Below are 25,223 nucleotides of genomic sequence, written 5' to 3'. Positions count from 1 at the left end.
GAGAAGACACCACTATGGACGCCCGTTTGGATCTGTTCACCAACTCGGTCGCGATGAAGTTCATCAAGCATGTCAACGCGGGAAGCCTGGTTGCGAGGTCGGCCGGTGTGCCGATCGACACGCTCGAGTTGATGGCGTTGCGCATCAGCCAGATCAACGGCTGCGCGGTCTGCATCGACATGCACACCAAGGACGCGATCGAGCGCGGGGAGACCTCGGTGCGCCTCAACCTGGTCGTGGCCTGGCGGGAGGCGACGGTCTTCACCGAGGCCGAGCGCGCCGCACTCGCGCTGGCGGAGGAGGGCACCCGGCTCGCCGACGCCGCACCGGGGGTCAGCGACGAGGTGTGGGCCAATGCGGCCAAGCATTACAACGAGGAGCAGCTTGCGGCCCTCATCGCCACCATCGCGAGCATGAACACCTGGAACCGCCTCAACATCATCACCCAGCAGCCGGCCGGCGACTACGTCCCCGGCCAGTGGGGCTGAGCCCTACAGGGCTCGGAGGGCTCCGCCGTCGATGGGGAGGATGGTTCCGGTGATGTAGGAGGCGGCGGGGGAGAGGATGAAGGCGGCGACCCGGCCGAACTCGTCGGGGTCGCCGTAGCGACGCAAGGGGATGGTCTTCTCGGAGGCGCGCCGGGCCGCCTCCGGGTCGCCACCCTTGGCGTCGAGCTCCTTCAGCCGGTCGGTCGCGATCCGGCCGGGCATCAGGCCGTTCACGCGGGTCCCGTTCGGGCCCAGCTCGTCGGCGAGGGTCTTGGCCACCATCGCCAGACCGGGGCGCAGACCGTTCGAGATGGCCAGGCCACTGATCGGGGACTTCACCGACGACGACAGCACGAAGGCGATCGACGTACCCTCCGAACCCGCGCGGGCGACCGAGCGGGCGATCCGCAGGCCGCCGAGGAAAACGCTGTCGAACGCCGCCCGCCAGTCCTCCTCGTCGGTGTCCAGGGCCGTGCCCGGCCGGGGGCCGCCGACACTGATCAGGGCGCCGTGCAATGCACCCCACTTGGCGATCGCGGTCGCGGCCAGCCGCTCGGCGCTCTCCGGATCGGCGTTGTCGACGGGGATGCCGACGACGTTCTCGCCGAGCTCGGCCGCGGCGCGGGCGATCGACTCCTCGTTGCGGCTGGAGATCACCAGCCGGGCGCCTTCGCCGGCGAGGGCTTTCGCCGTGGCGAAGCCGAGTCCGGCGCTCGCTCCGGTGACGATGTAGGTGCGGTCGCGCAGTCCGAGGTCCACGTCACCATCCTGCCTCACCACCCCCTCGTCGCGCACCTCGACGTTCGTGGCCTCCGGCAAGAACCAGGGCCTAGTACGCCGACCGGCGCAGCGGCGACTCGGCAGTGGTCAGATGCCAGGCGGTGTTGACCAGCCCCAGATGCGAGAAGGCCTGCGGGAAGTTCCCGAGCATCCGGCCGCTGGCCGGGTCGTACTCCTCCGCGAGCAGCCCCACATCGTTGCGCAGGGCAACGAGCCGGTCGTACAGGTCGCGCGCCTCGCCGACCCGGCCGACCATCGCCAGCGCGTCGGCCAGCCAGAACGAGCAGATCAGGAACACGCCCTCGTCGTCGGGCAGCCCGTCGTCGGTGTGCTCGGTCAGATACCGCCGGACGAACCCGTCGGCCGCCAGCTCCCGCTGCACCGCGTCGACCGTCCCGGCCACCCGCGGATCGCTGGGCGGCAGGAAGCCGACCTGCGGGATCAGCAGTACGGCGGCATCCAGCGCCTTGCTGCCGTAGGCCTGGGTAAAGGTGTTCCGGTCCGGGTCGAACGCCTTCTCACACACGTCCCGGTGGATCTCCTCCGCCATCGCCCGCCACTGCTTGGCCGGTCCGCCCAGCCCGAACCGCTCGACCGCCCGCGCGGCCCGGTCGAACGCGACCCAGGCCATCACCTTCGAGTGGGTGAAGTGCTGCCGGCCGCCGCGGACCTCCCAGATGCCCTCGTCCGGCTGGTTCCAGATCTCGGAGAGGTGCCGCATCAGCCCGCGTTGGACGGCCCACGCTTCGTCGCTCGCCCCGATCTGCGTCTCGCGGGCCAGTGCGAGGACGTCCATCACCTCGCCGTACACGTCGATCTGCAACTGGTCCGCGGCCGCGTTCCCGATCCGTACGGGCGCCGACGCGGCGAACCCGGGCAGCCAGTCCGCCTCGAACTCCCGCAGCCGCCGTTCCCCGGTCACGCCGTACATGATCTGCAGGTCGGCCGGCGATCCGGCGATCGCCCGGAGCAGCCAGTCCCGCCAGGCGTGGGCTTCCTCGCTGTAACCGGACCGCAGCATCGCCGCCAGCGTCATCGTTGCGTCGCGCAACCAGCAGAACCGGTAGTCCCAGTTGCGCTGCCCACCCAGCGCCTCGGGTAGCGAGGTGGTCGGCGCCGCCACGATCCCGCCGGACGGGCCGTAGGTGAGCGCCTTGAGCGTGAGGATCGAGCGGGTGACCTCCTCGCCGAACTCGTTCGCGCCCTTGCTGCGAGCGATCCACTCGGTCCAGTACGTCGCGGTCGGCTCGAGCGCCGCGAGGGCGTCGGTCGGCTCGGGCACCGGGTGGTGCGACGGATGCCAGGTGAGCACGAACCAGGCCCGGTCCCCGGCCGAGACCCGGAAATCCGCGTACGTCGCGAAGTCGCGCCCGTACTGATGGATGTCGGACCGCAACGACACCGCGTCCGGACCGGCGATTGCGACCACCTGGCCGTTGAGGTTCCGCACCCACGGCACCACTTCACCGTAGTCGAACCGCAGCCGCAGTTCGGACCGCATCTCCACGGTCCCGCTGATGCCTTCCACGATCCGTACGACGTCGGGCGCGGCGTCCCGTGGTGGCATGAAGTCGATCACGCGGACCGATCCGGTCGCGGTGGACCACTCGGTCTCAAGAATCAGCGTGTCGTCGCGGTAGTGCCGGCTGCTGACCGCGTCGGCGTCGCGGGGGGCGACCCGCCAGTGGCCGTTCTCGTCGGTGCCGAGCAGGGCCGCGAAACAGGCCTCGGAGTCGAACCGCGGGAAGCACAGCCAGTCGATCGAGCCCTGCTTCGACACCAGTGCGGCGGTCTGCAGGTCACCGATCAGCGCGTAGTCCTCAATCCGCCGCTCCGGTACGTGCTTCGGGTCGGGACGATTCCGGCGATGCGGCCGCCGCGCTGTCACCCGCTGATCGTTCACCGCGTACTTCCTGTCTGGAGAAATAGACCAGTCCACCGAGCGCCAGCAGCGCGAAGAAGAACCACTGCAGCGCGTAGAAGAAGTGTGGCCCGTCGTCGATCTCCGGTCCCGGGAACGCGCCGAACGCCGGGTGGTTGGCCGGTTCCTGCTTGTCCACGGTGATGTAGCCGTCGTACAGGTTCAGGCCGAGGGCCTTGGCGAAGTCCGGTCCGTTGATCAGTCGCGCCGTACCGTCGTCCGGCGTCCCGCCGTTGGTGTTGCCGCCGCGTTCGCTGCGCTGCAGCCGGCCGGTGATGGTCACCTCGCCGGTCGGTACGGCGGGAATCTGCAGCGGAGCGAGCTCGGCGCCCTGGCGGGCCAGGAAGCCTCGATCGACCAGGACCCCTTTGCCGTCGGGGAGCATCAGCGGGGTGACGATCTCGAACCCGGGCCGGTCACTGACATTGCGGTACCGCATGACGATCTGCTTCGACGCGTCGAACGTGCCGGTGACGACGACCGTCCGCCACGCGTGCTGGTCGCCGATCACGCCCTGCTGGCCGACGACCTGGTCGAGGGGCGCCGGCGGAGCCTTCAGATTGGCCCGGGTGACGTCGTTGCGGGCCTTGCGCTCGTCCAGCCGGTGCAACTGCCAGCGGCCGAGCTGGACGCACACCGCGGCGAGCACGAGGACCGCCAGCGCGGCGGCGATCCAGCGGACATTCATCAAGCGACCCACATCTCGAACTTAAGCCATCGCCTGAAACAACTCGCGCCCGGCACGTAGGCTGAAGGCATGACGGCCACGGATGAGGCGACCCAGGTGGGTCTGGCGGACCGGTTCGGCCGGCTCGCCACCGACCTACGCGTGTCGCTCACGGACCGTTGCAATCTGCGCTGTACCTACTGCATGCCCGAGGAAGGCCTGGACTGGCTCGCCAAGCCCGACCTGCTCACCGACGACGAGATCGTCCGCCTGGTCGCGATCGCGGTGACCCGCCTGGGCGTGCGCGAGATCCGCTTCACCGGTGGTGAGCCCCTGCTCCGCCGCGGCCTGGTCGGCATCGTCGCGCGTACGACGGAGCTGACGCCGCGGCCCGAGGTGTCGCTGACGACGAACGGGATCGGCCTCGCCCGGCAGGCCCAAGCCCTCAAGGACGCCGGTCTGGACCGGGTGAATGTGAGCCTCGACACGATTCGGGCGGACACCTTCGTCGAGCTCGCCCGGCGGGACCGCCTCAAGGACGTGCTGGCCGGACTCGAGGCGGCACACGCAGCCGGGCTGACACCCGTGAAGGTGAACGCCGTCCTGATGCGCGGCGTGAACGACCAAGAGGCGCCCGAATTGCTCGAGTACTGCTTGGAACGCGGCTACGAACTGCGCTTCATCGAGCAGATGCCACTGGACGCTCAGCACGGCTGGGACCGCGCGACCATGGTCACCGCGGACGAGATCCACGAACTGCTCGACGACCGGTTCGGTCTGACGCCGACCGACCCGTCGGCCCGGGGGAGTGCGCCGGCGGAGTCGTTCCTGGTGCGTGGCGGGCCGCAGACCGTCGGCATCATCGCGTCGGTGACGCGGCCGTTCTGCGGTGACTGCGACCGGGTCCGCCTGACCGCCGACGGTCAGGTGCGCGACTGCCTGTTCGCCCGGACCGAGTCGGACCTGCGGACGGCGCTGCGGGCGGGTGCGGACGACGACGAACTGGCCGATCGCTGGCGGCGCGCGATGCGCGACAAACTCCCCGGCCACGGCATCAACGACCCGAGCTTCCTGCAACCCACCCGGCCGATGTCCGCGATCGGCGGCTGACCGCATACCGGCCCAATCCGGAAATGTGCTTTTTCGGGTGTGGGCCTTTAGCCGGAGAAAGGCTCGACCTCGCGCAGGAATGACCGGCGGGCCAGGAAGTCGGACAAGCTGTCCTTGTGTTCGTCGCAGGCCAGCCAGGTCTTGCGCCGGTCGGGCGTGTGGATCTTCGGGTTGTTCCACAGCAGCGCCCAGGTGGCCGGCTGCCCGCATCCCCTGGCGGAGCAGACCGATGGGGGTGCCTCGTCAGTCATCGGGGACACCCATTCCTGTGCATGCGGGCAATTGTTCCTGACCACTCAATTATCAATAGCCTGGACGAAATGAAGCGACGTCGGACAGCCACGGGGGGAGCCGTCCGACGCCGCATCAAGTCCCTGAATTTCATCCGTGAACTTCAGAGCACGCGGGAGATTCTGACACGGATCCCGCCAAAGTTTCCAGTCCCGGCACAGATCACTTTTCGGTGTCGATCGCGGGCTCCGGATCGGGAGCCGGATCCGGTGGTGTGACGGCCGCTGGATGCGAGTCGATCGCGGGTCGCGCGGGCGCCACGAACGGCAGCGCGTCGGACACCGTGGTGGTCCGTTGGGTGTTCGCCAGCACGACCGCGATGTAGGGCAGGAACACGGCCGCGACGATGAACATCCAGCGCCACGGCGACGGGGTGACCACGGCGAGCACGAAGCAGACGATCCGGATCGACATCATCCATGCGTAGCGCGCGATCCGGCTGTCCAGATCCTTGGACCGGCCCGGCTGCGCACTCGTCACGGAGATGACGGTCTCGCCGGTCCGCTCACGGCGTCTCGACATCTATCCTCCTCAACAAGGACAACGGTACGCCGCGTCGCTCGCCCCGGCGCGGCCAGGATGGAGAGGTACGTCTCATGACCGACCGCACCTACCGCGTGACCGAGATCGTGGGCACGTCCAAGGAAGGCCTGAACCAGGCGATCACCAACGGAATCAGCCGGGCCGGCGATACCCTGCGGCACCTCGACTGGTTCGAGGTCACCGAGATCCGCGGCCATGTCGCCGACAACCAGATCGACCACTACCAGGTGACCATGAAGGTCGGCTTCCGCCTCGAGGACTCCTGAAAAGCACGCCTCGCCGCGCTCGGCGGAGGGGCGGGGGCACCCGCCGTCCGGGCGCGCGGACGGCGGGCGATAGCGTTCCTCCACTGGTGCCGAGTGAGGAGGGCTTGTGAGCAGGTCTGTGTTGGTGACCGGTGGCAACCGGGGGATCGGGCTGGCGATCGCGACCGCGTTCCGCGAGGCCGGTGACCAGGTCGCCGTGACGTACAACAGCAGCCCGCCACCGGAGGGTTTCTTCGGGGTCAAGTGCGACATCACCGACCAGGAGCAGGTGGACGCGGCGTTCGACGCGATCCAGGAGCAGCAGGGCCCGGTCGAGGTGCTGGTGGCCAACGCCGGCATCACCCGCGACACCCTGCTGCTGCGGATGTCGGACGACGACTGGGACGCCGTCGTACAGACCAACCTCACCGGCTCGTTCCGGGTCGCCCGCCGGGCGGCGAAGGGGATGCTGCGGCTGCGCAAGGGCCGGATCGTCTTCATCTCCTCCGTCGTCGGCATGCTCGGCTCGCCCGGTCAGGTGAACTACGCCGCCAGTAAGTCCGGTCTGATCGGGATGGCCCGCTCGATCGCCCGCGAGCTCGGCAGCCGCGGCATCACCGCGAACGTGGTCGCTCCCGGCTTCGTCGAGACCGACATGACCGCGGTCCTGCCGGAGGAGACCCAGAAGCAGTACCTGAGCCAGATCCCGCTCGGCCGGTTCGGCCGGACCGAGGAGATCGCGCAGGCGGTCCGCTGGCTGTCGTCCGAGGAGGCCGGATACATCACCGGCGCGGTGATCCCGGTCGACGGCGGCATCGGCATGGGCAACTGACAACACACCATTTCTAGAAAGGGACGCCGGTGGGCATCCTCGACGGCAAGCGCATCCTGGTCGCGGGCGTCACGCTCGACTCCTCGATCGGCTTCGCGACCGCCAAAGTGGCGCAGGAGCAAGGCGCCACCGTGCTCATCTCCAACTTCGGCCGCGCGCTGAGCATCACCAAACGGATCGCCAAACGCCTCCCGGTCGAGCCTCCGGTGCTCGAGCTCGACGTCACGAATCCGGACCATCTGGCCGCGCTGCCGGATGCCGTCCGCGAGCACGTCGACGGCCTCGACGGGGTTGTGCACTCGATCGCCTACGGCAACCCGGAGACCATCCTCGGCGGCAAGTTCCTCGACGGCCCGTGGGACGACGTGGCCCAGGCCGTGCACGTGTCGGCGTACTCGCTCAAGTCGCTCGCGATCACCTGTGCGCCGCTGATGAGCCGGGGCGGCAGCGTCGTCGGGCTGACCTTCGACGCCACTGTCGCCTGGCCCGGGTACGACTGGATGGGCGTGGCCAAGGCCGCGCTCGAGTCGACGAGCCGGTACCTGGCCCGCGACCTCGGCGCCCTGGGCATCCGCTGCAACCTGGTCTCGGCCGGTCCGCTGAAGACCCTGGCCGCGAAGGCGATCCCGGGCTTCGAGAAGTTCGAGGAGCCGTGGCTGGACCGCGCTCCGCTGGGCTGGGACCCGACCGACCTGGAGCCCACCGGCCGGACCATTGTCGCGTTGCTGAGCGACTTCTTCCCCGCGACCACCGGCGAGATCGTGCACGTCGACGGCGGCTACCACGCGATGGGAGCGTAGGAGTTGGCCACATCGCTGGTTGAGCTCCGGGTCCTGGACGGTGCCAACCTCTACTTCAGCCGTGCGGCCGTCAAGCTCACGCTCGACGTGTCGGCCCTCGTCGACGCCCCGGCCCCGGCTGCGAAGGCCTACGGACAGGCGATCGGTCTCGGCACCACCCGGCCCGGCCGGATCGGGTCCGGGTTCCGGCAGCGGTTCGCGATCCGTGTCGCCGGTCACGTCGTACGGCGGATCGCCCGCGAAGCCGGGATCGGCCGGATCGGCGTCCGGGTCCGCCCGGAGTCCGACGTACGGCGCCTGGTCGTGGCGTTCCCGTGGGCCCACGAGAACCGTGCGCGGGCGCTCGGGACGGCGATCGTCGAGGTGCTGGACGCGTTCGGCGCCGACGACCTGACCGACCTGATCACGACCGTCGGCGACCGGGTCCGCAACGAACCACCCGGCAACCCGCCGCCGACCCTGCGCCCGAAGGTGCCCGTGGTCGCGGTGACCGGGACGAACGGCAAGACCACGACGTCGCGGATGATCGCGCACATCGGCCGCGCGGCCGGCCTGCACGTCGGCTGGTCCAGCACCGACGGTGTCTACTTCGACGGCGAACTGGTCAAGTACGGCGACTACTCCGGACCGAGTGGCGCCGGTCAGGTGCTGTCCCAGCCGGGGATCCAGCTCGCGGTCACCGAGACGGCCCGTGGCGGCATCCTGCGCCGCGGCGTCGGCGTGATCTCGAACGACGTCTCGGTCGTCACGAACGTCACCGCGGACCACCTCGGCCTCGGCGGCATCGACACAGTCGACCAGTTGGCCGAGGTGAAGGCGGTCATCACCCACATCACCCGGCCGCGCGGCTGGTGCGTGGTGAACGGCGACGACCCGCGGACGTTCGCGATGCGGCTCGGTTCGCCGGCCAAGTGCTGGGTGTTCTCGCGCGATGCCGACTCGCCGTCGATCCGGACCGTGCTGGACGAGGGCGGCCGGGCGACGACCGTCCTGGACGGATTCATCACGGTGCTCGACCAGGCCAGCGACCCCGAGCCGTTGCTGAAGGTCGTCGACGTACCGATGACGCTGTCCGGGCTGTCGCACTACAACGTCGAGAACGCGCTGGCCGCGGCCTCGGCGGCGCTCGGGCTCGGCCTGCCGCGGGCGGCGGTGATCGAAGGGCTGAGCACGTTCGCGCCGAACGAGAACAACCCCGGCCGGATGAACATGTACTCGCTGCGCGACTTCACCGTCGTGATCGACCTCGCCCACAACGAGGCCGGGCTGGAGGCACTGCTCGAGATCATGAACGGCGTCCGGCCGGAGGGCGGACAGTTGCTGCTGGCGCTCGGTTCGCCGGGGGACCGGGCCGACGACATGGTCGCCGCGCTGGGTGCCATCGGCGCACGCGGGGCGGACCGGGTGATGATCGGCCACAAGACCGAGTACCTGCGGGGCCGGCCGCCGACCGAGCTCGAGGCGGTGTTCCGCGAGGGCGCCGCGTCGGTCGGGGTGGACGACGTACCGGCGTACCCGACCGAGCTGGAAGCGGCGCAGGCACTGGTCGGGGAGGCGAAGCCCGGGGATGTCGTCGCGGTGATGTCTCTGCAGGATCGGGCGAGTCTTGACGCCTGGTTGCGGTCTCAGGGAGCTACGGTCGACACACCGGAGATCTTGAAGAGCAAGGTCGAGAGAGCCCAGCACTAGCCCCGTCCGCCGTGGTTGGGGCGGGGAACGGGGTGTCATGCGTTACCTGTGGTCGATTCCGTCCGCGGTGATCGCCTGGTTCGTGGCCGGGTTCTCCGCGACGTACCTGAAGGGATTGCCGGGCGGTACGACGCTGTTCGTGCCGCCGCGGATCGATCTGCTGGTGCTGGGCGGATTCGCCGGCGGCGTCCTGGCCGGGCTCCTGATCGCGCGGGTGCGCGCCGCCGTGCCGGTGGTCCTGATCGTTGCCGGGGGCATGTGGTGGCTGACCGGGAACAGCTGGTCGGACCGGTCGCTGGTGATCACGTTGCTGGTGGCAAGCGCCGTCGGTGCGTTCTTCGGTGCCCTGGGCTCCAGAAGCTCGGTGGTCGCGGCGTTCGCGCTCGCGCTTCCGGTCGCCTGGTACGCGATGCGTCCCGCCGAGCAGTTGACCGAGTGGCGCTGGGTCTGGCAGCTGAACGGCCTGCTCATCGCGGCCGGTCTCGCTGTGCTCCTGTACGCGGCCTGCTGGCGGCGCGGGTGGCGATCGGCATCCTTCTGGTTGCCGCTGACGGCGCTCTACCTGGCGTCATTCGGAGTCGTGGACGCGGTCCAGGTGATCAGCAACTCGAGCGGCAAGCCGATGGACGCGGTCGGCGACGCCGCCACCGAGGCGTTCTTCCAGTCCTTCGAGCCACTGCTCCGCGAGTACTGGCCCTGGCTGGTCGTCGCCGTCCTGCTCGCGATCCCGATGGTCGCCCTCAAACTCCGCGCGCTCCCGCCGCCGCCACCCCCGCCGGATGCGTACGCCCACAAGTCCAACGACGCCGTACTCTCGGACGACCTCGACTGGATCGACCAGGAGGAGCCCAGACGCCGGCTCCTCCCGAGACGAGACCCGGTCATCTAGCCGGCTCATCCGGTCACTCCACTGGTACGTCGTGCGCGTCACCGGGCTGTAGGTAGTCGGGGTCGCCGCCTTCGTCGCCGGACCGGGCGCCGGCCTGGGCGAGGTGGGAGACGGACTCGAGTTCGGTCAGCACGGTCTGATGCTGGTCGACGCACAGGATGACGAGGTCGCCGGGATTGGAGCGGCTGAGCGCATGCCGGACCGCGGTGAGTTCGTCCAGGACGGTCTCGACCTGACGGCAGCGGGCGCCTTTCTCCATCGCGGACCGGACGCCGGCCTCGATCAGCGCAGCGGCCTCGCCGCGCTTGCGGCCGCGCAATCGAGCGTCCTCACGGATGATGACGACGTCGAAGTGCCCGGCGGCGACCTCACCCAGTTCGCGGATGTCGTCGTCGCGGCGGTCACCCGCGGTCGCGATCACCCCGATCCGCGACGGCCGGCCGAGCTCGGACGACGCGCTCAGACTCTCGCCCAGCCGGTCGACGAAGTCGCCGAGCATCCGCATCGCCGGCGCGTTGTGGCAGTAGTCGACGATCACGGTCCGCCCGTCGACGTCGATCTCGTTCAACCGCCCGGGCGACAGATAGTACGACGTACTGAAGGTCCGCAGGCCCTGCCGGATGTCGTGCAACGGCGCGCCGGCCGCGAACGCCGCGGCCGCGGCCGCCATCGCGTTCTGCACGTTCATCATCGCCCGGCCACCGAACGTTGCCGGGAGCAAGTGTGTCCACGCCAGCTGCATCGACCGCCGGCCGTGCTTGACCACGATCATGTCGCCGAGATCCGAGCGCTCCAGGACAACCGCCCGGCCACCCCGCCGGCAGTGCCCCTCGATGTACTCGCGGACCTCGCTGCCCGGCTCGGCCATGCTGAACCACACCACCTGGCCGGAACACCGCCGCCGCATCTTCCGCACCAACGGGTCGTCCGCGTTCAGTACGGCGTACCCGGTCCGCGGCACCGCCTCGACGAGCACCGCCTTCACGTCCGCGAGCTGCTCGAGGGTGTCGATCCCGCGCATGCCGAGGTGATCCGGCTGGATGTTGAGGACGACCGCCACGTCGTTGCGCTCGTACCCGAGCCCCTCGCGCAGGATCCCGCCCCGCGCGACCTCGAAGACGGCGAAGTCGACCCGCGGGTTCTGCAGCACCATCCGGGCGGACTTCGGCCCCGACGCGTCCTGCCGGATCACCAGCCGCTCGTCGATCACGATGCCGTCGGTCGACGTCATCCCGACCTTGCGGCCGATGCCCTTGAAGACATGGCTGATCATCCGCGCGGTGGTGGTCTTCCCGTTCGTCCCGGTCACCGCGACGATCGGGATCCGGCTGGTCGCGCCCGGCGGGAACAGCATGTCGACGACCGGCTTGGCGATGTACTGCGGTTCGCCGATCGTCGGGTTCGTGTGCATCCGGAACCCGGGCGCAGCGTTCACCTCGCAGATCGCGCCGCCGGTCTCGCGGACCGGCTGGGTGATGTCCGGGCAGATGAAGTCGATGCCGGCGATGTCGAGCCCGATCATCCGGGCCGCCTCCTCGGCGATCTCGACGTTCTCCGGATGCGCCTCCCAGGTCCGGTCGATCGAGATGCCGCCGGTGGACATGTTGCCGGTCAGCGTCAGCTTCACCATCACGTCTTCGGGCGGTACGTCGTCCAGCTCGAAGCCCTGGCTGCGGACGAGCTCCCGGGCGGCCGCGTTCACGGTGATCCGGGTCAGGATCTTCTCGTGGCCGACGCCGCGCCGCGGGTCGGCGTTGGTGATGTCGACCAGCTCGGCCACGGTGTGGACGCCGTCGCCGACCACGTGCGCGGGCACGCGTTCGGCGATCGCCTCCATCCGGCCGTTGATGATCAGGCAGCGGTAGTCCTTGCCGGTGACGAAGTTCTCCACGATCACCGAGCCGCGCCGGGACTGCTCTGCCGCGATCGGGAACGCCTCCCGGAGCTCGTCCGCATTCTGCAGGTTCAGGCAGACGCCACGGCCGTGGTTGCCGTCGAGCGGCTTGCACACCACGGGGTAGCCGATCTTGCCCGCGACGATGACTGCTTCGTCGACCGTGCGTACCGATTCCGACCGCGGCACGGGCAGGCCGGCCGACGCCAGCAGGCGGGTGGTCAGGTCCTTGTCGCTGGCGACGTCGACCGCGATCGATCCGGTCTCGGACGTCATCGTGGCGCGGATCCGCTTGGCGTGCACACCCTGGCCGAGCTGGACCAGGCTGGCCTTGTTCAGCCGGATCCACGGGATGTCGCGGGAGACCGCCTCGTCCACGATCGCCTGGGTCGACGGGCCGAACGCGCTCCGCTCGGCCTGCTTGATGAACTTCTCCAGCTCGGTGGTGAAGTCGAAGTCCGGGGTCGGCTGAACCAGGTAGTTCACGAACCGGATCGCCAGCTCACCGGCGGCCAGTCCGACACCCTCGTCGGCGTACGAATAGACGACGTTGTAGCGGCCGGGCACGCCCTTGACCTGGCGGGTCTTGCCGCGGCGCATGTCGTGGCCGGCCTCCTGCTGGAGTTGCAGCGCGACGTGCTCGGCGATGTGGCCGAGCCAGGTGCCTTCGTGCAGCCGCTCGATGAAACCGCCGCGACGGCCGCGCGAGCAGTGGTGCTGGTCGAGCCGGGGCAGGTACTCGAGGAGCTTCTCGGTGAAGCCCGGGATGGTGTTCGACGGGAAGCTCTCCAGCGATCCCAGGTCGACCACAAGATGGATAGCCGGCTCGTAGCTCCAAACGTTCGGCCCGCGGTAGACACGGGTCTCGATGATCTTCAGGTCGGGGGCGGGGGCGCCGGTGGTCTCAGCTGGTACGGCCATCAATGCAGCTCACTGTCTGGTTGCGGGGTGTCGGGGTGGCTGAGTTCGGCGCCGGCCGTGATCGGCTCGGTCGCCTCCGGTCTGGACTCCCCGGCGGCGGCCGGTCTGGTGGTCTTCGCCGTACGACGCCCTGCTCGCCGCTTGTGCTCCTCGTAGTAGCTGGGTGACACCCCCTCGGCGGCGATCTCCTTGGCCAGCTTGCGCAGGTCCGCCTCGGCGGCCTCGAGCTCGGCGATCTCCGCGGCCGGCGGCTGCGGGCCGTACGACAACAGGACCCGGTCCTGCAGGTCGAACGTCGCGGTCGCGGGCAGGACGTGCAGTACGACGCCCGACGCCAGGATCGGCTCGGATCGCTTGGCGTAGTGGGCGTTGGACGTGATCCGGCTTCCGTCGAAGATCGTCACCGCGCCACGGCCGACGACCTCGAGATGCGAGCCGCGGACGACGGCCGCGGTGTCCTCGTCCACGCCGATGCCGAGCAGGCCGGGGGACTGGGCGACCAGCGACAGCAGCCGGCCGTACCGGTTCCGCTGGGCGAAGTGCTGGTCGACGATCGCGCCCTGGACCAGGCCGAGGCCGCCGGCCAGCTGACTCATCCGCTGCCGCGGGGTGGCCCCGGACCGGCCGAACGCGATCATGTGCTCGGCCAGGATGCTCGCGCCGGCCGACGTACCGCCGACCGCGGCACCGCGCTGATGGGCGGCGGTGACCGCGCGGCCGAACGCCGTACCGGTGACGACGCCCGCGAGCTTGAGCTGGTTGCCGCCGGTCATGAAGATCCCGGTGGCGTCGTCCAGTGGCTCGAGGAACGCCGGGTCGTCGGCGTCCTCCCGATTCTCCGGGCGTACGCCGACCACACTCGCGGCTCCGAGCGCGGCGAACAGGGCGCGGTACACGTCGATCACGTCCGGCCCGAGCGCGGACGCCGTCGGCACCACCACGATCCGCGCCTTCGCCCCACCCGCCGCCTCGACGAACTCCTGCAGCACCGTCCGCTTCTTCAGCTTGTCCTCGGCGCCGCCAATAGCAAACAGAGCCCCAGGCCCACCCTGCACATCAGACATAGCCGAAGAATAGGTGCTCCCCCCGGCTGAGGCCGCAATCCGGTCAGCCGTGGGGGTCGGTGGGCGAAGATGAACCAGTTGAGGGATTGATGAGGCTATGAGAGCGCGCTCTCACTTCGAAGTGTCACCAGCTCGTCGCGGAACGGATCAGAAGCCGGATCAGATGGTGGTGCGGTAGACCGTCGTACTGCGGCGGACGCTCATGCCGAGGTGTTCGTACATGCCGAGGGCGCCGGTGCCCGAGTGCGTCCAGAGGATGCAGGTCCGGCGGCCGAGCCGGTGGAACTCGGCACAGGTGTCGTCGAGCATCGCCCGGGCGATCCCCTTGTTCCGGTGATCCGCGCGGACGGCGAGCTGCTCGACGTACCCCTCGTTCGTGTCCGGCAGGTCGAGGGCGATCACGACACCGACGAGCTCGTCACCGGCGTACGCGAGGGTCGAGGCATTGGGCCGGAAGCTCGACCGCTCAACGGTCAGCCGGGCCCACTCGTCGTACGACTTCCGCCGCGACCGGATGCCGGAGAACGCGTCCTCGATGAGCTCGTGGACAGCGCGGGCCTGCGTCTCGTTGTACGGCGTGAGCGTCAACCATTCGGGCAGGTCTCGCAGCACCGTTGGATCCAGCGGACGCTCGAGCAACCAGTTGGTGGCGAGTACGTCGTACCCCCGCGATCGCAGCAGGACGGTGCCGGCCTTGTCCTGGTCGTCGACCGCCTGCGCCAGCCACTCGCTGCCGGCCTCCCCCGACCGCTGCTCGGCCCAGTCGAGCAGCGCTGTCCCGATCCCGAGCCCGTGGTACGACGGATGCACCTCGATCTGGGCGCGTTTGCCCAGATGCACCCAGGCCCAGCCGGCCAGCTCACCATCAGGTGCGTGGACGAGCAGGGTGTCCTGCTCGAGTCGCAGCTCCGGCCGCCGAAGGTCCGCCACGACCTGATCCGGCACCGCCTCGGCCCGCCCGTGCCACTCGATCTCGGCTGCCGCGACGAGCTGGTAGATCGCGTCCGCGTCGTCGACCGTTGCGGGACGACTGGAGAATCCGGGTGGCACCATGCCTCGATCTTCCCGCACCGCGGCCGGGATGCGCGGCGTTTTTGCGCGTTGTTGCAATCAGGCCGGGTTGTCGGCGTCCGCGGCGTCGACTTCCTCGCGGCTGATGCCGAGCAGGTAGAGGATCGTGTCCAGGTAGGGGACGCTCAGGTGGGTGTCGGCGGCCGCGCGGACGACGGGTTTGGCGTTGAACGCGACGCCGAGGCCGGCGACGGCGAGCATGTCGAGGTCGTTGGCCCCGTCGCCGATCGCGACCGTCTGGGTCAGCGGCGTACCGGAGCGTTCGGCGAACTGGCGGAGCGCCCTCGCCTTGCCGGCCCGGTCGACGATCTCGCCGACGACGCGACCGGTGAGCTTGCCGTCGGCGATCTCCAGCTCGTTCGCCTTGGCGTAGTCGATGCCGAGCTCGGCGGCCAGCTTGTCGGTGATCTGGCTGAACCCGCCGCTGACGATCGCGAACTGGTACCCGAGCCGCTTCAGCGTCCGCACCAGCGTCCGGGCCCCCGGTGCCAGCTCGATCGCGTCGTACACCTCGTCCAGCGCCGACACCGGCAGACCTTCCAGCCGGGCGACCCGATGCCGGAGCGACTCGGCGAAGTCGAGCTCGCCGCGCATCGCCTGTTCGGTGACCGCGGCCACCTCGTCCTGCCGGCCTGCGTGCCCGGCGAGCATCTCGATGACCTCGCCCTGGATCAGCGTCGAGTCGACGTCCATCACGATCAGCCGCTTGGCCCGGCGGTACAGGCCGCCGTCCTGGACGGCGACGTCGAGGCCCTGCCGGACACCCTCCAGCGCGAGGACGGTCCGGAGCGCGTCCGGATCGGCACCGGAGACGGCGAACTCCATCGCGGTCACGGGGTAGCGCGCCATCCGGCTGATCCGGTCGATGTTCGCTCCGGTGTCGGCGATCCGGCCGGCGATCGCGGCGAGGCCGGCGGCGGACAGCGGACGCCCGATCACCGTCACCTGGCTGCGGCCCTTGCGCCGTGGCTCGTTGTCGCCGAGACCCTTCTTCACCGAGATCTCGACGTCCAGGACGCTCGCCAGGGCCTTGAGCTCTTCCTTCAGGTCCTTGTAGTCGCGCGGCGCGGACAGCAGGACCCCGAGCACCAGTCGGCCCCGCAGGACCACCTGTTCGGCGTCGATCACCTCCAGCCCACGGGTGGCGATCGTCGACAGTACGGCGGAGGTCAGCCCCGGCCGGTCGGTGCCGGTCAAGGTCACCAGCACGGTCGGCCGCTCGGCGGCCAGCTTCTCGTCCTCACCCTGTCCAGTCATGGCAGCACGAACGCTACCCATATCGGACGACGTTGCGCTGTCCGGTCCAGGTCTCAGGCATGAACAGGCGGATCGCAGGCCGCGACCAGAGCACGACGCGCCGCGGCGGCGAGGTCGAGGAGGGCGCGACGGCGCGCGTCGGCCTCGGCTCCGGTGACCGCGGCGCCGTCGTCCTCGAGTGCGGCGTCGGCGATCGCCAGGCAGCGCCGTGCGGTGGCGGCCGCCTTCACCGCACGCGGCTGGTAGCCGGGTGCGAGATCGTCGTTCCGGCCGCTGCCGATCCGGCGGATGTCGATCAGCGCGTCCGCGACCTCCGGTTTCCAGCGCGCGACATCGAGCGTCGCCAGTGACTCGGCCGCGTCGATCAACGCCATCCGCAGACCGCGATCCGCTTCGCCCAGATCGGCCGGCAGCGGGCTCGTCGCCGGCATCACGGACCATTGCACCGCCGGCCCGACGTACGCCGGAACCAGTCCGAGGTCGGCGCCCGTGAGTACGACGGCCTCGCCGGTTTCGAGCGCGGCCTCGTTGAAGGGGGGTGGGCCGGCCAGGCCGATCGGATCACCCGGTACGGGCAGCGCGAGGTGGGCTTGGGTTGCTCCTGCGGCGCGCAACAGGTTCAGCGCGACCGGCAGGGTGGCCGGCTCCGGATGCCCGGCCAGACCCGCGACGTGATGACCGACGTCGTCGCCGAGGATCTTCTGTGCGGCGGTGTCGGGATCGCAGGCGCCGGTCAGCATCGCGTTCGTCCACACGGTGAACCGGACCGAGGCGGAGGTGGTCAGCACGCCCGACAGTCTCCCACCACCAGTCCGTCCGGACGACTCCGGCAGGGTGCGCGACGATCGCACGTGGGCACCCCGTAGGTTTTGAGCATGACTGCAGTGGTGGAGCTGGCCGGGGTGTCGATCGTTCGCGGTGGCGCGCTTCTGCTCGACGGGATCGACTGGACCGTCGACGAGGCCGATCGGTGGGTGGTGATCGGGCCGAACGGCGCCGGCAAGACGACCCTGCTGCAGATCCTGGCCGCCCAGATCCATCCGACCGCCGGTGTCGCCGGACTGCTCGGTGAAGTACTCGGTGCCGTCGATGTCTTCGAGCTGCGGCCCCGCATCGGACTGACCAGTGCCGCATTGGCCGACCGGTTGCCCAGGAGCGAGCGTGTCTCGGATGTCGTGGTCTCCGCGTCGTACGCCGTACTCGGCCGCTGGCGCGAGGAGTACGACGAACTGGACCACCAGCGGGCCAAGGAGTTGCTGGCCGAACTCGGCATCGCGCACCTCGCCGACCGCACCTTCGGCACGCTGTCCGAGGGGGAGCGGAAGCGGGTCCAGATCGCCCGCGCCCTGATGACCGACCCCGAACTGATGCTGATGGACGAGCCCGCGGCCGGCCTCGACCTGACCGGACGGGAGCAGCTGGTCCGCTCGCTCAGCTCGATCGCGACCGCGGTCGGTGCGCCGGCGATGGTGCTGGTCACCCACCACGTCGAGGAGATCCCACCCGGCTTCACCCACGCGCTGTTGCTGAAGGAGGGCCGCATCGTCGCGGCCGGCCCGATGGACCAGGCCCTGACGGCCGAGACCCTGAGCGACACCTTCGACCTGGCCCTCTCCCTGAAGCAGGAGGACGGCCGCTACACCGCCCGCGCCCTCTGACCCGGGATCCCGCACCCCGGCTGACGCGTCCAAACATCTGCTTGGAGGCCCCAACGCGGATAGGCTTGGTAAATGATGGAATGGCTGCGGGACAACATGTGGGCGGCATGGCTGATGATCGCCGCCGTCCTCGGCCTGGCTGAGTTGGCCTCGCTCGACTTCACCCTGCTGATGCTGGCCGCCGGTGCGCTCGCGGCCGCCGGGGTGGCGGCGTTCTTGCCGGGACTGTTGTGGCTGCAGATCGTCGTCGGGTTGATCACCGCCGCGGCGATGCTCGGTGCCATCCGGCCGATGATCGTCCGCAAGCTTCATAACGGCACCGAGCTGAAGACCGGATCCGCCCATGTGATCGGGCGCACCGGGACCGTGGTCAAGGAGATCCATCCCGACGGCGGCGGCTCGGTCCGGCTGAACGGCGAGCTCTGGACGGCCCGCCCGTACGACGAGGTGTCGACGATCGAGCCCGGGACGCGGGTCGAAGTGATGTCGATCGACGGCCCGACCGCGATCGTTTACCCGGTCGGCGAACCGTTGCACCATGAGCTCAACAGCCCCGAGCCGACCGACAATCCGGCTCCGAACCCGAATCCCACCGACCCGCCCCAGAGCTGACCCAGGCTCATGGGGCCTCCCGGCCTGGACTGAGGAGCGCAGGGAGCGAAGCGACTGGAGCGACGAGGGAAGGCCGGGAGACAAAGCCCCATGAGCACGCCGGCGCCGAAGGCCCGGCCAATTGCACAGCGCAGTACTGTCGAATTGAGGGACGGCAGAGTACCTGCACGATCAGGCAGCCGACGCGCCGGGAACCGGGACGCCAGGTGGACCGTCGATAGGAAAGACTGTCCGTCCTGAGGGTTCGTTCGAGTGGAGGGTCAAGTGACCGCGTTCCTCATAGTGTTGGCATTGGTCGCCTTGCTGGTGATCGTCACACTGGTTAAGTCCGTCCGGGTGGTGCAGCAGCAGACCGTCGGGATCGTCGAACGGTTCGGCAAGTTCAGGACCGGTCTGCAGCCGGGCCTGAACCTGTTGACGCCGTACGTCGACAAGGTCCGCTACACCATCGACATGCGCGAGCAGGTCGTCGCGTTCCCGCCCCAGGGCGTCATCACCGAGGACAACCTGATGGTGTCGATCGACTCGGTCATCTACTTCCAGGTGAACGATCCGGTCCGGGCGACGTACGAGATCTCCAACTACATCCAGGCGATCGAGCAGCTGACCATGACCACGCTGCGAAACATCATCGGTGGCATGGACCTGGAGCAGACGCTGACCAGCCGTGAGGAGATCAACGAGAAGCTCCGTTACGTGCTGGACGAGGCGACCGGAAAGTGGGGCATCCGGGTCAACCGGGTCGAGCTGCGCTCGATCGACCCGCCGCCGTCGATCCAGGACTCGATGGAGAAGCAGATGCGCGCCGACCGGGACAAGCGCGCCGCGATCCTCACCGCGGAAGGTATGCGGCAGTCCGCGGTCCTGTCCGCCGAGGGCCAGAAGCAGTCCGCGATCCTCACCGCCGAAGGTGACAAGCAGTCCCGGATCCTGCGAGCCGAGGCCGAGCGGCAGGCGCGGATCCTGAAGGCGCAGGGTGAGGCGCAGGCCATCACCACGGTCTTCAACGCGATCCACGCCGGCAAGCCGGACCAGGGTCTGCTCGCGTACCAGTACCTGCAGATGCTGCCGTCGATCGCTCAGGGCGACGCGAACAAGCTGTGGATCGTGCCGAGCGAGATCGGCGACGCGCTCAAGGGTCTGGGCAGTGCGGTCGGCCAGGTGGCCGGCATCCCGGCGAAGGCCGAGGGCACGTGGCAGGCGCCGGAGCTCTCCAACGGCGAGGTGCCGGAGCTGGACAGCACCGGGGCGACGACCGGTGCGCCGGCCGCGGCGGTGGCCGAGGCCGACAACGCGGTCCGCGAGGCGATTGCCGCCGCCGAGAACGCCGCCGTCGGCAACCGCGGCCAGATCCCGGTCACTCCGTCCGTCCCCCCGCAGTCGGTCACGCCCACCCAGGAGCCCCCGGCCGCCGAGCCCCCGCAACGCTGACCGGCAGACAGCTCGACAACAGAACGCCTTCCCAGGCCCATCCTGGGAAGGCGTTCTGCTGTCGCCACCTTCCGGCCGGAGGCCGGTCGGGGGTGTAACGATCGAAGCTTGTTTGTTCAACGGACGGACTGGTGAGCGGGCGGTGCGGTCAGGTGCGTAAAGTCGGGCAGCGATGACATGGTTCGAGGCGCTGTTCGTCTTCGTGGCGGGGATGGGCGCAGGCACGATCAACGCCGTGGTGGGATCGGGCACGCTGCTGACCTTCCCCGCGTTGCTTGCCGTCGGCATCCCACCGGTGCTGGCGAACGTCAGCAACACCATCGGCCTCGCTCCGGGCACGGCCGCCGGCGCGATCGGCTACCGGCGCGAACTCCAGGGGCAACGCGGCCGCATGATCCGGCTGATCCCGGCCTCCCTGCTCGGCGGCATTCTCGGCGCGGTGCTGTTGCTGACCCTGCCCGACTCCGCGTTCCACGCCGTCGTACCGGTCCTGATCCTGCTCGGCTGCCTGCTGGTCGCGTTCCAGCCTTTGCTCTCACGGTGGATCAGCGTGCCGACGCACGTGCACCGGGGTGCCTGGTGGGTGATCCCGGCGGTGTTCGCGACCGGCGTCTACGGCGGGTACTTCGGTGCCGCGCAAGGCGTCCTGCTGATGGCGATCCTCGGCCTCGGCCTGGACCCGAACCTGCAGCGGATGAACGGCCTGAAGAACGTCCTAGCCACGGTCGTGAACTCGGTGGCCGCGATCCTGTTCATCATCGTCGGGGATGTCGACTGGCTGGCCGCCGGGCTGATCGCGGTCGGCTCGACCATCGGCGGCTTCGTCGGTGCCCGCTACGGCCGCCGGCTGCCGCCGATCGCGTTGCGCGCACTGATCGTCTGCATCGGCATCCTCGCCATCGTCACGCTGGTCTTCTGACCTGTAACCCGGCCAGCAGCAGATCCAGCCCGTAATCGAACTGCTCGTCGCCACCGGTCGTCCGCGCCAGCTCCGGCGCGAGCTCGACCACCGACGGGAACTCCCGCGCCGACAGCGACTCCATCGTCGTCCGCAGCCGCCGCCAACTGTCCGGGTCATGGCGCTCGGCGGCCATCTGGATCTCCCAGGACGTTGCCCCGAGCACATAGGTGAACAGCGTGGTGTGCGTCCGCGCCGCCGTCTGCGGGTCGAACCCGGCGGCGCGCAGTACGCCGAGCAGCCCCTCGGCCACCCGGGCGGTCTCGTGCCCGCTCAACGGCCGCCCCGCAAGTAGTTGCGCAAGGCAAGGATGCTGCAGCATCAGCAGCCGCAGCGACCGGCAGACCGCGCGGACCTGGTCGGGCCACGGCGCATCCCGCGGTACGGCGGGCAGCAGCCCCATCAGGTGATCACGCACGGCGTCGTACAGATCGTCCTTGTTGCGGAAGTAGGTGTAGAGCGCCATCGGGCCCACCCCGAGCTCCGCGGCGACGCCGCGAAGGCTGAGCGCGTCCGTGCCTTTGCCCTCCATCAGCTCGAGCGCGGTGCGCACGATCAGGTCGGCGCTGAGCGTGTTGCGCGGTGTCCGCGCCATGTGACCCATCTCCCTTCGACGCTCTTAACGTACAGTGTATAGTACGGTGTATGCGAGCTATTCAGATCACCGAGTTCGGCGGACCCGAGGTCCTGAAGGTCAGCGACGTCGCGGAGCCGGTCGCCGGTGACGGCCAGGTCCTGATCACTGTCGATCGCGCCGGCATCAACTACGCCGACACGCATCAGGTCGAGAACAGCTACCTCTCGAAGACGGAGCTCCCGCTGATCCCGGGTGGTGAGGTCGTCGGTCACACCGAGGACGGCCGCCGCGTGGTCGCCCTGGTCGGATCCGGTGGGTACGCCGAGAAGGCTGTCGCGCACGCGCCGTACGTCTGGGACGTCCCCGAAGGTGTCACCGACGGTCAGGCGCTCGCCCTCGTGCTGCAGGGCACCACGGCCTGGCACCTGCTCAAGACCTCCACGCATCTCCAGCCCGGTGAGTCCGTCCTGGTGCACGCGGGTGCCGGCGGGGTCGGCTCGCTCGCCGTACAGCTCGCCAAGTTGTGGGGCGCCGGCCGCGTGATCGCGACCGCGTCGTCGGACGAGAAGCGCAAGCAGGTGCTCGAGCTCGGCGCCGACGCCGCGATCGACGGTACGCCGGACGGCCTGAAGGACCGCATCATCGAGGCGAACGGCGGCAAGCATGTCGACATCGTGCTGGAGATGGTCGGTGGCTGGACGTTCGACGAGTCGTTCGCGGCGCTGGCCCGGTTCGGCCGGCTGGTCACCTTCGGCGCCGCGTCCCGTGAGTCCGCCGCGCCGATCGACCCGAGCCGGTTGATGAAGGGCTCGAAGACGATCGCCGGCTTCTGGCTGGCCGACTGCTTCGCCAACCCCGCGTCGCTGGGCGACCCGCTGGCCGAACTGTTCGATCTGACCGCGGCCGGCAAGCTGCGCCCGATCATCGGCGGCGAGTACGCGCTGTCCGACATCGCCACCGCCCACCAGGACCTGCGAGCTCGCCGCACGGTCGGCAAGCTCGTGCTCGACCCCTCCCACTGAAAGCTGGAGAACCAACACATGACGATCGCAGTAGAGAAGGTTCTGTACACCGCTCACGCCACCGCCCACGGCGGCCGCGACGGCAAGGTCGCGACGAACGACGGGAAGCTCGACGTCACCGTCGCGCCGCCGGTCGAGATGGGCGGCAACGGTCAGGGCACCAACCCGGAGCAGCTGTTCGCGGCCGGCTACGCGGCCTGCTTCCACAGCGCGCTGAAGCTGGTCGCCCGGAAGGCCCGCCAGGACGCCGACGGCTCGACCGTCACCGCCGAGGTGGGCATCGGCCCGATCAACGGCGGCGCCGGCTACGGCCTGGAGGTCGCGCTGGTGGTCAGCCTGCCCGGCGTCGAGCGTGCGGTCGCCGAGGAGCTCGTCGCCAAGGCCCACGAGGTCTGCCCGTACTCCAACGCCACCCGCGGCAACATCAAGGTCGACCTCGAGGTCGAGTGATCAGTCCATCCGCGCCAGGGCCTCTTTGAGCAGGCCCTCGGTCGCCGAGACGGGTGCGGCCGCGATCGTGAGCCCCTCCATGATCGCGACGTACTCGTCGACCTCGTCCAGCTTGTCCAGGTACAGCGCACTCGCCGCGTGCTCGATGTAGACGACGTCCGGCAGGTCGCCCTCGGGGAACCGCAGGATGCTGAACGCGCCACCAGCGCCCGGATACCCGATGCTGCTGAACGGCATCACCTGCAACGTGATGTTCGGCTGCGCGGCCCACTTGAGCAGGTGCTCGATCTGGGCCCGCAGGACGTCCTCGCCACCGACCGGGCGATGCAGCACCGACTCGTCGATGACCACCCACAGGCGGGCCGGGTTCGGCCGGGTCAGGATCTGCTGCCGGGTCACCCGCAGCGCGACCCGCTGATCGACCTCGGCACTCGGCAGGTACGACTTGCCGAGCTGGACGACGGCCCGCGCGTACTCCTCGGTCTGCAGCAGGCCGGGGACGAACATCACCTCGTAGGTCCGGATCAGCGTCGCCGCGACCTCGAGGCCGACGTAGTTGGTGAACCAGCTCGGCATCACGTCGCCGTACCGGGACCACCAGCCCGGGTTGTTCGCGGCCCGGGCCAGCTCCATCAGCCGGTAGCGTTCCTCGTCGTCGGCCATCCCGTAGAGCTCGAGCAGGTCGCTGACATCGCGTTCCTTGAACCCGACCCGGCCGAGCTCCATCCGGCTCACCTTGGACTCGGAGGCGCGGATCTGCCAGCCCGCGTCGGCGCGACTGATCCCGGCCTGCTCGCGCATCCGCCGCAGCTGTCCGCCGAGCATGATCCTGAGCGCGGTCGGACCGCCGTCGCCACCACTCACCGTCAAGAGTTCACCCGCACCCTCGCTTCGCTCGGGGCCGGTAGAAACGCCGCACCCGTCCACTCACCCATTTCAGCCCGCGATGCTACCGCCTGTCCACGGCAACCGGCCGGTCGGCGCTCCGCCGAGCGAGATCGCGGATCCGCCGGACCAGGTAGCGGGCGTCCCGATCGACGCCCTGGATGGTCGATGACGCGATCGCGTACTGGAAGTCCAGCCCGAGGAACAGCAGCCCCGGCTCGTCCGGCGAAACCCCGCGCACGTGCCGCGGCCGGCCGTCGTCGGAGCGCACCGGCAGGTTGATCCAGCTGTGGTCCGGAACGGAACCGGTGCACCACACCACGGTTGTGACGTCCTCGAGTACGTCGCCGTCCGCCGTCACCGGCAAGCCGTCACGGACGCCCGCGATCCGGCCGAGCCGGGTGATGCCGGCCGCATCGAGGTGTGCCAGCTTGTTCCGGGTCAGCGGGAGACCGTTCTGCTCCGCGTTCGTGATCGCCTTCCGTCCGACCGACCGCGCACGGGTGAACACGTACTTGAAGAGGAACATCACCAGCGGCGTGAACAGGCGCCCGGTGGTCGAGTCGATGTCGACCGGCACCTGACCCGGGTGGCGACCGGCGAGCAGGGTGCGATGAGTCTTCACCGCCTCGAGGGCGATGTCGGTCCCGGAGTTGGCAGCGCCGACCACGAGCACCGTCCCGTCCGCGAGCTGCTCCGGGTTCCGGTACTCCAGCGAGTGCAGCTGCCGGATCGCGGGATCGAGCTCGCCCGCGAACGACGGCCGTCGTTCCTTCGTGTGCATGCCGGCCGCGACGACGACCTGATCGGCGTGCCAGGTGCCGCCACTGGTCTCGATCACGAAGCCCTGATCGTCGCGGGACAGCCGCGTCACCCGTACGCCGGTCCGGACCGGCAGCTCGTGGTGAACGGCGTACCGCTCCAGATAGTCGGCCATCTCGTCGCGCGTCGGACAGTCCCGCGTGCCGATCCGGAGCCCGGGCAGGCCGGCGTAGCGTGGCCGGCTGAACAGCCGCAGCGAGTCGTACCGCTTACGCCAGCAGTCACCGACTCGCTCATCGGCATCGAGTACGACGAAATCCTCGCCCGCCTGGCGCAGGTAGTAGCCCATCACCAGGCCGGCCTGTCCGGCTCCGATCACCACAGTCCCGACACTGTTCATGACAGC

At 69.5% G+C, this 25,223-nt stretch carries 26 protein-coding genes; 13 read left to right on the top strand and 13 right to left on the bottom strand.

Translation table 11 applies throughout. From position 1 onward, the window contains the following. Positions 1–14 precede the first annotated feature (14 nt). Positions 15–488 (top strand): carboxymuconolactone decarboxylase family protein, encoded by a 474-nt coding sequence (locus OG555_RS38520; protein WP_329478350.1) that lies wholly within the window; start codon positions 15–17, stop codon positions 486–488. A gap of 3 nt (positions 489–491) precedes the next feature. Here the strand turns inward: OG555_RS38520 and OG555_RS38515 are convergent, their stop codons facing one another. From OG555_RS38515 to OG555_RS38505, 3 genes are read right to left on the bottom strand one after another with little or no spacing between them, the layout of a single operon-like run. After that, positions 492–1,265 (bottom strand): SDR family oxidoreductase, encoded by a 774-nt coding sequence (locus tag OG555_RS38515; protein WP_329478348.1) that lies wholly within the window; start codon positions 1,263–1,265, stop codon positions 492–494. 52 nt (positions 1,266–1,317) lie between these two features. Beyond that, positions 1,318–3,156 carry a glycoside hydrolase family 15 protein gene (locus OG555_RS38510; RefSeq protein WP_329478346.1) on the bottom strand — a complete coding sequence of 613 codons (1,839 nt, stop codon included), beginning with the start codon at positions 3,154–3,156 and terminating at the stop codon, positions 1,318–1,320. Further along, positions 3,089–3,877, bottom strand: a complete 789-nt coding sequence (locus tag OG555_RS38505; RefSeq protein ID WP_329478343.1) for an SURF1 family cytochrome oxidase biogenesis protein — start codon at positions 3,875–3,877, stop codon at positions 3,089–3,091. Before OG555_RS38505 ends, OG555_RS38510 begins: the two co-directional genes overlap by 68 nt. Positions 3,878–3,946: 69 nt before the next feature. Between OG555_RS38505 and moaA the strand changes: the two genes are divergently transcribed. Further along, positions 3,947–4,966: a GTP 3',8-cyclase MoaA gene (gene moaA, locus OG555_RS38500; RefSeq protein ID WP_329478341.1), complete on the top strand. Its 1,020-nt coding sequence runs from the start codon at positions 3,947–3,949 to the stop codon at positions 4,964–4,966. A 47-nt stretch (positions 4,967–5,013) separates the two neighbouring features. Here moaA and OG555_RS38495 read toward each other — a convergent pair whose 3' ends face one another. Together OG555_RS38495 and OG555_RS38490 are read right to left on the bottom strand one after the other, a co-directional pair. Then, on the bottom strand, positions 5,014–5,217 hold the full coding sequence (locus OG555_RS38495) for a hypothetical protein (RefSeq protein WP_329478339.1): 204 nt from the start codon (positions 5,215–5,217) through the stop codon (positions 5,014–5,016). A 202-nt stretch (positions 5,218–5,419) separates the two neighbouring features. Continuing rightward, on the bottom strand, positions 5,420–5,779 hold the full coding sequence (locus OG555_RS38490; protein WP_329478336.1) for a DUF3099 domain-containing protein: 360 nt from the start codon (positions 5,777–5,779) through the stop codon (positions 5,420–5,422). A 74-nt stretch (positions 5,780–5,853) separates the two neighbouring features. Here OG555_RS38490 and OG555_RS38485 point away from each other — a divergent pair, with 74 nt between their 5' ends. The 5 genes from OG555_RS38485 to OG555_RS38465 all read left to right on the top strand — a co-directional run bounded on the left by OG555_RS38485 (position 5,854) and on the right by OG555_RS38465 (position 10,255). Beyond that, positions 5,854–6,066, top strand: a complete 213-nt coding sequence (locus OG555_RS38485) for a dodecin (protein WP_328521372.1) — start codon at positions 5,854–5,856, stop codon at positions 6,064–6,066. A 106-nt stretch (positions 6,067–6,172) separates the two neighbouring features. After that, positions 6,173–6,877, top strand: coding sequence for a 3-oxoacyl-[acyl-carrier-protein] reductase (fabG, locus tag OG555_RS38480; RefSeq protein ID WP_328521371.1), 705 nt, complete (start codon positions 6,173–6,175; stop codon positions 6,875–6,877). A gap of 29 nt (positions 6,878–6,906) precedes the next feature. Further along, entirely contained in the window at positions 6,907–7,677 is a 771-nt protein-coding gene (gene fabI, locus OG555_RS38475; protein WP_329478334.1) for an enoyl-ACP reductase FabI, read from the top strand. 3 nt (positions 7,678–7,680) lie between these two features. Next, positions 7,681–9,366: a Mur ligase family protein gene (locus OG555_RS38470; protein WP_329478332.1), complete on the top strand. Its 1,686-nt coding sequence runs from the start codon at positions 7,681–7,683 to the stop codon at positions 9,364–9,366. Positions 9,367–9,403: 37 nt separating this feature from the next. Then, positions 9,404–10,255: a hypothetical protein gene (locus OG555_RS38465; protein ID WP_329478330.1), complete on the top strand. Its 852-nt coding sequence runs from the start codon at positions 9,404–9,406 to the stop codon at positions 10,253–10,255. 13 nt (positions 10,256–10,268) lie between these two features. On the opposite strand, the gene cphA is transcribed toward OG555_RS38465, so the two are convergent. The 5 genes from cphA to OG555_RS38440 form a co-directional block, all read right to left on the bottom strand. Further along, complete coding sequence (gene cphA, locus OG555_RS38460; protein ID WP_329478327.1) at positions 10,269–13,070, bottom strand: cyanophycin synthetase; 2,802 nt, start codon at positions 13,068–13,070, stop codon at positions 10,269–10,271. Next, positions 13,070–14,134, bottom strand: coding sequence for a cyanophycinase (locus OG555_RS38455; protein ID WP_329478325.1), 1,065 nt, complete (start codon positions 14,132–14,134; stop codon positions 13,070–13,072). Before OG555_RS38455 ends, cphA begins: the two co-directional genes overlap by 1 nt. A gap of 159 nt (positions 14,135–14,293) precedes the next feature. Further along, positions 14,294–15,187 carry a GNAT family N-acetyltransferase gene (locus OG555_RS38450; protein ID WP_329478322.1) on the bottom strand — a complete coding sequence of 298 codons (894 nt, stop codon included), beginning with the start codon at positions 15,185–15,187 and terminating at the stop codon, positions 14,294–14,296. A gap of 57 nt (positions 15,188–15,244) precedes the next feature. After that, positions 15,245–16,462, bottom strand: a complete 1,218-nt coding sequence (serB, locus tag OG555_RS38445) for a phosphoserine phosphatase SerB (RefSeq protein WP_329478321.1) — start codon at positions 16,460–16,462, stop codon at positions 15,245–15,247. Positions 16,463–16,515: 53 nt separating this feature from the next. Beyond that, the gene (locus OG555_RS38440) at positions 16,516–17,250 is read right to left on the bottom strand and encodes a hypothetical protein (RefSeq protein ID WP_329478319.1); all 735 of its coding nucleotides are present in this window, start codon (positions 17,248–17,250) and stop codon (positions 16,516–16,518) included. 87 nt (positions 17,251–17,337) lie between these two features. Between OG555_RS38440 and OG555_RS38435 the strand changes: the two genes are divergently transcribed. From OG555_RS38435 to OG555_RS38420, 4 genes are all read left to right on the top strand, one after another. Then, positions 17,338–18,120, top strand: a complete 783-nt coding sequence (locus OG555_RS38435) for an ABC transporter ATP-binding protein (protein WP_329478317.1) — start codon at positions 17,338–17,340, stop codon at positions 18,118–18,120. 72 nt (positions 18,121–18,192) lie between these two features. Continuing rightward, on the top strand, positions 18,193–18,732 hold the full coding sequence (locus OG555_RS38430; RefSeq protein ID WP_329478315.1) for an NfeD family protein: 540 nt from the start codon (positions 18,193–18,195) through the stop codon (positions 18,730–18,732). A 264-nt stretch (positions 18,733–18,996) separates the two neighbouring features. Then, positions 18,997–20,163, top strand: a complete 1,167-nt coding sequence (locus OG555_RS38425) for an SPFH domain-containing protein (protein ID WP_329478312.1) — start codon at positions 18,997–18,999, stop codon at positions 20,161–20,163. 172 nt (positions 20,164–20,335) lie between these two features. Next, entirely contained in the window at positions 20,336–21,082 is a 747-nt protein-coding gene (locus tag OG555_RS38420; protein WP_329478310.1) for a sulfite exporter TauE/SafE family protein, read from the top strand. Here the strand turns inward: OG555_RS38420 and OG555_RS38415 are convergent. Beyond that, on the bottom strand, positions 21,066–21,716 hold the full coding sequence (locus tag OG555_RS38415; RefSeq protein WP_329478308.1) for a TetR/AcrR family transcriptional regulator: 651 nt from the start codon (positions 21,714–21,716) through the stop codon (positions 21,066–21,068). The two genes, OG555_RS38420 and OG555_RS38415, sit on opposite strands and share 17 nt — an antisense overlap. Before the next feature lie 50 nt (positions 21,717–21,766). Here OG555_RS38415 and OG555_RS38410 point away from each other — a divergent pair, with 50 nt between their 5' ends. Beyond that, the gene (locus OG555_RS38410) at positions 21,767–22,720 is read left to right on the top strand and encodes a quinone oxidoreductase family protein (RefSeq protein WP_329478306.1); all 954 of its coding nucleotides are present in this window, start codon (positions 21,767–21,769) and stop codon (positions 22,718–22,720) included. 18 nt (positions 22,721–22,738) lie between these two features. Further along, positions 22,739–23,170, top strand: a complete 432-nt coding sequence (locus OG555_RS38405; RefSeq protein ID WP_329478304.1) for an organic hydroperoxide resistance protein — start codon at positions 22,739–22,741, stop codon at positions 23,168–23,170. Here the strand turns inward: OG555_RS38405 and OG555_RS38400 are convergent, their stop codons facing one another. Together OG555_RS38400 and OG555_RS38395 are read right to left on the bottom strand one after the other, a co-directional pair. After that, positions 23,171–23,995, bottom strand: a complete 825-nt coding sequence (locus tag OG555_RS38400) for a helix-turn-helix domain-containing protein (RefSeq protein WP_329484928.1) — start codon at positions 23,993–23,995, stop codon at positions 23,171–23,173. It abuts the gene before it with no gap. Positions 23,996–24,119: 124 nt separating this feature from the next. Then, on the bottom strand, positions 24,120–25,217 hold the full coding sequence (locus tag OG555_RS38395; protein WP_329478302.1) for a flavin-containing monooxygenase: 1,098 nt from the start codon (positions 25,215–25,217) through the stop codon (positions 24,120–24,122). Positions 25,218–25,223 lie beyond the last annotated feature (6 nt).

Origin of the sequence: Kribbella sp. NBC_01484 (assembly GCF_036227145.1) — a bacterium.
GTDB lineage: Bacteria > Actinomycetota > Actinomycetes > Propionibacteriales > Kribbellaceae > Kribbella.
This window is presented reverse-complemented; position numbering and strand designations above follow the sequence as displayed.

Coding starts and splice junctions, on each gene's coding strand:
- OG555_RS38410 (WP_329478306.1), top strand. CDS start 21,767: ATGCGAGCTATTCAGATCACCGAGTTCGGCGGACCCGAGGTCCTGAAG.
- OG555_RS38430 (WP_329478315.1), top strand. CDS start 18,193: ATGATGGAATGGCTGCGGGACAACATGTGGGCGGCATGGCTGATGATC.
- OG555_RS38495 (WP_329478339.1), bottom strand. CDS start 5,217: ATGACTGACGAGGCACCCCCATCGGTCTGCTCCGCCAGGGGATGCGGG.
- OG555_RS38485 (WP_328521372.1), top strand. CDS start 5,854: ATGACCGACCGCACCTACCGCGTGACCGAGATCGTGGGCACGTCCAAG.
- serB (WP_329478321.1), bottom strand. CDS start 16,462: ATGACTGGACAGGGTGAGGACGAGAAGCTGGCCGCCGAGCGGCCGACC.
- OG555_RS38415 (WP_329478308.1), bottom strand. CDS start 21,716: ATGGCGCGGACACCGCGCAACACGCTCAGCGCCGACCTGATCGTGCGC.
- OG555_RS38405 (WP_329478304.1), top strand. CDS start 22,739: ATGACGATCGCAGTAGAGAAGGTTCTGTACACCGCTCACGCCACCGCC.
- moaA (WP_329478341.1), top strand. CDS start 3,947: ATGACGGCCACGGATGAGGCGACCCAGGTGGGTCTGGCGGACCGGTTC.
- OG555_RS38395 (WP_329478302.1), bottom strand. CDS start 25,217: ATGAACAGTGTCGGGACTGTGGTGATCGGAGCCGGACAGGCCGGCCTG.
- OG555_RS38490 (WP_329478336.1), bottom strand. CDS start 5,779: ATGTCGAGACGCCGTGAGCGGACCGGCGAGACCGTCATCTCCGTGACG.
- OG555_RS38420 (WP_329478310.1), top strand. CDS start 20,336: ATGACATGGTTCGAGGCGCTGTTCGTCTTCGTGGCGGGGATGGGCGCA.
- OG555_RS38400 (WP_329484928.1), bottom strand. CDS start 23,995: ATGCTCGGCGGACAGCTGCGGCGGATGCGCGAGCAGGCCGGGATCAGT.
- OG555_RS38465 (WP_329478330.1), top strand. CDS start 9,404: ATGCGTTACCTGTGGTCGATTCCGTCCGCGGTGATCGCCTGGTTCGTG.
- cphA (WP_329478327.1), bottom strand. CDS start 13,070: ATGGCCGTACCAGCTGAGACCACCGGCGCCCCCGCCCCCGACCTGAAG.
- OG555_RS38450 (WP_329478322.1), bottom strand. CDS start 15,187: ATGGTGCCACCCGGATTCTCCAGTCGTCCCGCAACGGTCGACGACGCG.
- OG555_RS38505 (WP_329478343.1), bottom strand. CDS start 3,877: ATGAATGTCCGCTGGATCGCCGCCGCGCTGGCGGTCCTCGTGCTCGCC.
- OG555_RS38455 (WP_329478325.1), bottom strand. CDS start 14,134: ATGTCTGATGTGCAGGGTGGGCCTGGGGCTCTGTTTGCTATTGGCGGC.
- OG555_RS38435 (WP_329478317.1), top strand. CDS start 17,338: ATGACTGCAGTGGTGGAGCTGGCCGGGGTGTCGATCGTTCGCGGTGGC.
- OG555_RS38520 (WP_329478350.1), top strand. CDS start 15: ATGGACGCCCGTTTGGATCTGTTCACCAACTCGGTCGCGATGAAGTTC.